The organism is Helicobacter apodemus, assembly GCF_000765745.2.
Lineage (GTDB): Bacteria > Campylobacterota > Campylobacteria > Campylobacterales > Helicobacteraceae > Helicobacter_D > Helicobacter_D apodemus.
In genome coordinates this window covers 40,023-48,132 of the sequence record NZ_JRPC02000018.1, presented here as the reverse complement: position 1 = coordinate 48,132, position 8,110 = coordinate 40,023, and the positions used below count along the sequence as shown (strand labels likewise).

Annotated in this window: 7 protein-coding genes; all 7 read right to left on the bottom strand. The window is 35.6% G+C overall.

Annotation, left to right across the window (positions count from 1 at the left end; translation table 11 throughout):
- Positions 1 to 328: 328 nt before the first annotated feature.
- Positions 329 to 1,111 carry a formate dehydrogenase accessory sulfurtransferase FdhD gene (gene fdhD / locus LS72_RS07440; protein WP_034554412.1) on the bottom strand — a complete coding sequence of 261 codons (783 nt, stop codon included), beginning with the start codon at positions 1,109 to 1,111 and terminating at the stop codon, positions 329 to 331.
- Positions 1,111 to 2,055 (bottom strand): formate dehydrogenase subunit gamma, encoded by a 945-nt coding sequence (locus tag LS72_RS07435; protein ID WP_034554413.1) that lies wholly within the window; start codon positions 2,053 to 2,055, stop codon positions 1,111 to 1,113. The genes fdhD and LS72_RS07435 overlap by 1 nt, the downstream gene beginning before the upstream one ends.
- Positions 2,056 to 2,064: 9 nt before the next feature.
- Positions 2,065 to 2,691 carry a formate dehydrogenase FDH3 subunit beta gene (fdh3B, locus tag LS72_RS07430; RefSeq protein ID WP_034554414.1) on the bottom strand — a complete coding sequence of 209 codons (627 nt, stop codon included), beginning with the start codon at positions 2,689 to 2,691 and terminating at the stop codon, positions 2,065 to 2,067.
- A gap of 11 nt (positions 2,692 to 2,702) precedes the next feature.
- A complete protein-coding gene (locus LS72_RS07425) occupies positions 2,703 to 5,522 on the bottom strand; it encodes a molybdopterin-dependent oxidoreductase (RefSeq protein ID WP_084590168.1) in 2,820 nt (939 codons plus the stop codon).
- Positions 5,523 to 5,538: 16 nt separating this feature from the next.
- Positions 5,539 to 5,733 carry a twin-arginine translocation signal domain-containing protein gene (locus LS72_RS07415; RefSeq protein WP_034554425.1) on the bottom strand — a complete coding sequence of 65 codons (195 nt, stop codon included), beginning with the start codon at positions 5,731 to 5,733 and terminating at the stop codon, positions 5,539 to 5,541.
- Positions 5,734 to 5,803: 70 nt separating this feature from the next.
- On the bottom strand, positions 5,804 to 6,403 hold the full coding sequence (locus tag LS72_RS07410) for a molecular chaperone TorD family protein (protein WP_034554417.1): 600 nt from the start codon (positions 6,401 to 6,403) through the stop codon (positions 5,804 to 5,806).
- Positions 6,403 to 7,941: a 4Fe-4S binding protein gene (locus LS72_RS07405; RefSeq protein ID WP_034554419.1), complete on the bottom strand. Its 1,539-nt coding sequence runs from the start codon at positions 7,939 to 7,941 to the stop codon at positions 6,403 to 6,405. The genes LS72_RS07410 and LS72_RS07405 overlap by 1 nt, the downstream gene beginning before the upstream one ends.
- Positions 7,942 to 8,110: the final 169 nt, after the last annotated feature.

The window sequence follows — 8,110 nt, the reverse complement described above, 5'->3', positions numbered from 1 at the left end:
GTAGAATCTTTTGTATGGGATTGTAAAGTTATAGTATTTGCAGTTTTAGCATTGACTTTAGAATTTGTTTTAGAATGTAAGACTTGGCTTCTTAGAGGAGTATTATTGCCCCCCCCCCCCCGCAGGGTATTGAGGTTGTAAGTGTAAGTGTAGAGTTTTGCATAGGTTATTCCCCTTAGTATTAAAAATATTTTGCTTAATCAATATTTTTAATCTTTAAATAATATTATTTCGTTGTTTATGCTTTATATCTAAATTTTTCTAAAAAGTGAATAAAAGTTGCGGGTTTTGTGCAGTTTTCTACTAAAATTAAGATTTTATGGAAAGATTAAAAAAGAATTCTTCCACTATGGGTATAAATATTTGCTCTATTTTCTCTTGCAAAGCCTATTAGAGTAATTCCTGTTTGGTGTGCTGCCTTTATCCCCATATAAGTAGCTGCCGCCTTTGAAACTATAATTGGAATATTATGCATCACTGCTTTAACCACCATTTCTAAAGATAATCTTCCACTTACAAAAAGAATAGCATTACTAGGATTAATCCCTTGCATAGCTGCCTTTCCCATTACTTTATCAATAGCGTTATGCCTCCCAATGTCTTCAGCAATTAAAGCTTGATTCTCTAAAACTAACATTGCTTTATGCACACAACCTGTTTTTTCAAAAAGTTCACTGGCACGTGAGAAAGATTGGAGATTTTTAAAAATCTCCTTTATGCTTACCTTGTAGGGAGAGTGGATAAACTTCTCTATAATATGTCCCTCTAAATTCCCCGCTACTCCCACACAACAACCCGAAGTTAAGGTCTTTTCTCTAAAGAGATATTTTAGTTTCTCCTCTTCTATCTTTGCTTGTATCCGCACAGATTTGCCATCTTGTGCAATTTCTATCTTTTGAATCGCTGATATACTCTTAAGCACTCCCTCACTCATCAAAAACCCTATGATATGAAAATCTTGTTCATTAGGGATACTCATCACTGAAAGGAGCTTTTTATCATTAAGATAAAAGGCTATTCGCTCCTCTTTTACCACATCATCGGTGCAAATAGCAATCTCTCCTTTGGCATTGATTTTATCAATTTGGAGTGTTTGGTAAAAAACTTCCATTAAGCATTAATTTCTTTATAATAAAACTTATGCAAAATTGCAATTTCTTCTTCGCCCATATGCCCATCTATCATTGCGTTTAATGCACCCTCAATAGCAAAAACTGCCATATAGATATGCGTAATTAAAAAGGCGATAATCAAAAATCCTAATGCGTTATGCACTAATGCCATTATTCTTAAAGTTTCAATATCGGCAAATTGAAAAAACATATAAGCTCCTGAAGTCGCCATTACAAAGCCACCGATGGTGCAAATCCAAAACCACATTTTCTGTCCGGCATTGAATTTACCCGCAGGTATTGGTTTCTTTTCTTGGGATAAATATCCTCCCATTATAAGAAGCCACTCTATATCATAGGCTTTTGGCAGAGCATTTCTTACCCACATTAAAAACATCAAAATACCAAAGATAACAAAAACAATCGTAGCAATCCCGTGTATATCTCTAGCAAATCGGACAAGAACACCGCCTCCTAATTTATCCCCAAAAACCATTATAAGCCCAGTTAAACAAACTAACATAAAGGGAATAGCAGCACACCAATGGATAAGAATGTTATAAGTAGAAAATACACGAATCTTTTTTCCGTGATTGAATTTCTTTTGCCCTATTACCATATAATGCCCTAAAAAAGCCAGAATAGTAAAGAGTATCACTAAGGCAAAAATACTTGAAAAATAATGCCCTTGTAAAAATGTAAAAATTTCTCCCCAACCTATTGAATCTGGAGAGTTTATTCCCCAAGACTTCACAGCCTCTACTTCAGGACCACCATAAAGCTTGAGATTCATAGGATTAATCATCAAAGAATTATTCCCTTGAGTGCTCTCTGCGTATTGTTTCCCACTCTCTTTGGCAACACTAGGGTTATTGGCTAATGCTATACCTGCTAAAATCCAAAAAAGGGCAAAAAACCTAAAAAGGCTTGGAATGTTTTTCATACCATCTCCTTAGTTGCCATAGGCAGTTTTCCAAACATTTGGCACGGCGTTGGGGATATTTTGCCCCCTCATAGTCGCACGATGGGTAATAATGTTTGAAACCTCTTCACCGCTTCCTGCTAAAAGAGCCTTTGTCGAACACATACTAGCACACATTGGCACTTTACCCTCTGCAATTCTATTTTGTCCATAGAGTTCATATTCTTCTTCACTATTGGTTTCTTCAGGACCTCCTGCACAAAAAGTGCATTTATCCATAGCACCTCGACTTTCAAAAACTCCATTTTTGGGAAATTGTGGTGCACCAAAAGGACAAGCATATAAACAATATCCACAACCAATACAAGTTTTTTTGTCGTGTAAGACAATCCCATCTTTACGAATATAAAAACAATCTACTGGGCAAACTTGCGCACAAGGAGCATCTGCACAATGCATACAAGAGATAGATACGGCACTTTCTTTACCTACTTGTCCCTCATTTAACAAAATCACTCTTCTACGATTAACGCCAATTGGCAAATGGTGTGCCTCTTTACAAGCTACATCGCAGCCGTGGCATTCAATGCAACGATTGGTATCGCAATAAAACTTAATCCTTGCAAAATTTTCAAGGTTTGATTCAATTTCACTCATAAGTTCCTCCTTTATGCTTTTTCAATACGGCATAAACCACATTTTGTCTCCGGACAAGCGGTATTATAGTCGTATCCATAACTTGAAATCATATTAGCTGACTCACCAATGGCATAAGGGGCAGTGCCTTGAGGATATTTGTCAAGCAGATTTTTTCCCTGCTCTAAGCCAGAGAAATTTTGTGGCATCCATATACTATTAGCATCCACACGATAAGAAAGCTTTGCTTTAATCAAAGCACGTGTCCCCATAGTTCCATACACCCACACCATATCACCATCGTTAATACCAAGCTCATAAGCCTTATCGGGGTGAATCTCTACAAACATCTCCCCCTCAACTTCTGCTAAATACTTCGCACTTCTAGTTTCTGTCCCTGTTCCCATATGGGCTACTAATCTTCCACTTAGCATATTAATAGGAAATTCGCTCACCCAGTTTTTTTCAATCTGTCTTGAGCGATACTTGATATTAGCCCGATAATGATTAGGCTTATCGGGAAAGTTTGGATACTTATTTACCAAATCTCCACGCACAGAATGGATAGGCTCACGATGCAGAGGAATTTTATCATACCAGTTCCATACAACCGCCCTTGCCTTCCCATTACCATAAGGACAAAGCCCTGCTTCTAAAGCCCTCTCTACTAAAATATTGTTCCCAAATCCTAATGCATAGGTTGTTCCCTCTACTTGCTTTTGCTCTTCTTTAGTAAGTTTTATTCCTAAAGATTCTGCATTTGCGGCACTAATGGGTGAATGTCCGGCGACACTAGCATTGGGTAATCTATGGGGAGAGAGCATACTTTGCCCATCAGGTGATACATCACCCCAATTTACCCTAAATCCCATACCTCCACGCATAACAGGAATAGAATCATTATAAAATACTGGTGTTCCTGGATGCTTATCACTCCAACAAGGCCAAGGAAGTCCATAATATTCACCTTTAAATGGCCCCTTTCCTTCAAGAGTAACTTTATCAAACATATGCCAATTTTCTTGATGAGCTTTTAGACGCTTATAGCTCATACCTTGTAATCCAATAGAGCGAACACTTTGTGTTAATTCTGTTGTCGCATCTTCAGGCCATATAAATTCACTTCTCCCCTCTTTTTTAGCGTTTTCATAGAGGCTTCTTTGAAATTGTTCTAAAAATCCTAATCTCTTAGCCAATTCAAAGAGGACTTCTTGGTCTTCTTTGCATTCAAACAAAGGCTCCATAACTTTAGAACGCCATTGATAACTACGATTTGTCGCTGCTACAGAGCCAGAACTTTCCATTTGTGAGGCTGCTGGAAGCACAAAAAGATTATTATCTCTCTCACTATAAATTGCTAAATCATTCACATAAGGATCGACAAAAACAACAAGATCTAATTTATCCATCGCCTTTTTTTGTAAATCTAGCAAAGAAACTGAAGTCATACCTGAACCAATAACTACTAAAGCACGAAGTTTCGTTCCTCCATTATTTTGAAAATTTTCCTCATCTAAAACACCAAACTTCCAAGTTGAATGCGCATAACCTTTTGTCTCCATCATTTTTTTATCTTTGAAACGCGAAAGTAGCCAGTCATATTCCACATACCAATGTTTTGCAAAATGTCTCCAAGAAGTCTCACTGAGATTATAATAGCCCGGTAATACATCGGGATTTGCTGCCATATCTGAGCTACCTTGCACATTATCGTGTCCTCTTAAAATATTCACACCTCCACCATTTTTACCCATATTCCCTAAAAACATTTGTAAAATTGGCATAATGCGGGTATTGCTTGTCCCAGTAGTATGTTGGGTTAATCCTTGATTCCAAATCAAACTTGCGGGTTTTGCAGCTGCCATTTCTTCGGCGATATGGATAATATCCTTAACTGGAATCCCGGTAATATCACTTGCCTCTTCAAGTGTATATCGCATCGCCTCTTTGATAATCTCTTCATAACCATATACGCGGTCTTCTAAAAACTTCTTATCATAAAGATTATTTTTTATAATATGATTAAGCATACCATAAATAAGGGCTATATCTGTCCCACTACGAATCCTATAATATTCATCGGCTTTTGCACCCGTTTTAGTAAAACGCGGATCTACAACAACAATCTTAGCTCCCGCCTCTTTTGCACGCAAAATATGCACCATTGAAACAGGGTGATTCACTGCAGGATTAGCTCCGATGATAAAAATGTATTTTGAAAACATCATATCACCAATATGGTTTGTCATTCCACCAAATCCAAATGTATTTGCCACACCGGCAACTGTTGGGGAATGTCAAACTCTATTACAATGGTCGATATTATTTGTTCCAAAGAATGCGGAAAACTTACGGAAATAATAGGCTTGTTCGTTAGAAATTTTAGCACTTCCTATCCACATTACCGCATCAGGACCACTCTCTTCCCTAATAGCACTTAACTTAGAAGCGATTTTATCCATTGCTTCATCCCAGCTTGTTCTTTGCCATTTACCATTGACTTTTTCAAGAGGATAACGCAATCTTGTCTCACTCCTCGCCCTATCAATTAAATCCGCACCCTTACAGCAGTGCCCACCTTGAGAGATAGGATGATCTTGGGCTACTTCTTGACGCACCCAAACACCATCAACTACTTCAGCAACAACACCACAGCCAACAGAACAATGTGTGCAAATTGTTTTTATCTTTTGTGAGTTAGGATACTTTTCCTGTAGTTCCTGCTTTGTAGCAGAACGCATTGTCTTTAATGTATCTGCACCAAAGACATTACTAGCACCTACTAAACTGCCAAGAGCAGTCATTTTTAAAAACGCGCGTCTTGTATTGCGCCTTCTCATTGTTTCACTCATTTTATGCTCCCTTATATTATTTTGCAACAGAATAATATAAATCCCATTGCTTACTCTTTTGGTAAAGAATCTCTTCTTTAGGGGATTTTCCTTGTATGAGATTCTCATTAGATGTATTTTTACTACATCCTGCTAAAACAACACCAACACCAGCAACAGCTACAGAAGTCTTGGTGGCATTTTTCAAAAATTCACGCCTACTTTTTTGCATATTTACTCCTATCCTAAGATTTGGGATAATCCCACTAAGACTTTTTGAAAAAGCCTTAGTCAAACTATCTTTAATGGTAAAACTCTTTTTCAAATTTCAAAAAAGATTCCAAAAGCAAGGCTAAATGCAAATACAGCTTAGAATCTCCCCTTTCTTGTAATTCCCTGCACAAACCCAAAAAAGCATTATGAGAAAACAAAAAAACCTCTTTAGCTAAAGAATCTTGATTATTCCGAATAAGATAACCTATAAATCCAAACAAAAATCCTATATGCTCTTCAGTATCTTTAAAATTATCCTTATTTAAACGAATATCACTTTGCTTAATTAATGATCGCATCGTCAATAGACTTTCTCCACCAATGCAATTCTCATAATAATGGGAGAGATGAATCCCTACTTGCTTCCCTCCAAAAGGCAGAGCAAACATTTGTGTATGCTCTTGCTTAAAGCCTTGCATACCATTGTTTTTTATCTCTTTTTGAAGAAAATCAAGATTGACGCTTAAGGATTCTTCTAATAAAGATTGCTTTAAAATCAAAATCTGTTTTTGGGAGATTTCTAGCCTCCCCTCAATAAGTTCAAATACAAAAAATCCATTAAAAAAATCATAATAAAGGTTTCTAGCGTGTTGGATATTTTCTCTCTCATTTTGGGTTAAATGAAGCATTAATTCCCTCTAAACATTACTTTTACTTTACAATCTGGACAGCATTGCAGTGTTTTTAGCTTCTTTTCATCAGAAGCAAAAGTAACACTTAACATAGTATAGACTTTATCAATAGACTTTTTGGTAGAAAAAACCTTTCCACACTCTACACAGCTAAAAGGCTCATCTTTAGCAAGTTCTTTACTTTTAAAATACTCCCTATAAAGTTCTAAACCCTCCCTGCTTAACTCTATAACATTTTCTGGACAAGAACTAACACAATAACCACAAGTAGTGCAAATAGAAGGATTAAACCTTAAAGAAAAATCATCCTCTTTAGCAAAAATGGCATTCACATTACAAGCCCCAACACAAGAGAGACATAATGTGCATCGCATAGAATCTACCTTGATATTACCATAAAAGACAGGTGCTATACTCTTAGCTACGCCAAAATCTTTATCCTTAATCATATATTGCAAACGTTGGGCAAAAGATTCTCTATGGGGCTTATTGTAGCGATTCTTGTATAAATATTTCTCAAAGGACTGAATCTCTGTAGCTCTTTGATAAATCTCCTCTATATTGTCTGTATAATAAATCGCATTTTTTGTATAAATTTGCTTAGTGATAGATTTAACAAAACCTACTACACTCTCAATCCATTGATTTTCTAAATCTTGCATAAAAATCAATATCTCATTCCCACTAGTTTGCAACATACTGACTAAATCATTTTCATTTAAAAATTCTAAATTTGGCAAAACTAAAGGGGTTAAAGGCGGGGGTAAGAAAAATCCTTGATTGATTAAATATTCATAACCTTGATAATCACACAAAAAAATCACTTTATCTTCATAAAGCTCCATAATCTCTTCTAAAACTTCTTTAGGCATCTCTTCATATTCTAAAGCACCCGTAGGACATACCCCTACGCATAATCCACAAGCAATACAATCTATAGGAGAAAAAATAAGTTCCATCAAACTATCATTCGCTCCCACTCCAAAGGTAGGACAAATTTGTGCACATTTAGAACAATGTTTATCACGACGATGATAATATTGACAAATTTCCTCTTTAAAGCTAATAACCTCTTTATAGCTATATATTCCAAGATTTTCTTTAAGATAAGCCATTAAACTTTGAGGATTGTCAAAATCTGCTACACTATAAATTCCCCTAAATCGCAATAAATTCTCTTCATAAACAAATATAACAGCTTGTGCAAAGGAGATATTTTCCTCATTCTCCATCTTAGCGGTAAAATTCCCAAATCCCCCATTAACACTAGCAATCTTTGCAATATCTAAATAAAAAACTTCAAAATCACTTTCTAAATCTTTCCCAAAATGCTTAACAATAGAGGGCATCTCTCCATCATCACTAGTGTATATTAAAGCTATTTGGTTATTAATGGTAATACTCTTTGTATCTTCAAGTATAAAATCATCAACAATTTCTTGTATTTGGCTTAAAAAATCTAATTGCTCACTATAAGCTAAATATTTCTTGTCTAATAATAAATGACCTCTAGGAGATGAATTTGGTAATCCCATCAAAAACCTTTACTTTAGCCTTTCAAATTATAACTTTGGGTTTTATTCTACTCCTAATACCTTATAAAAGTCAATATTTTTTTAAACATTTCATTATACTTATTAATATATATTGAAGTTTAATTTAAGTTTTAAGATTTGTTAAATGCAGTATTAAAGTGGTAATAAT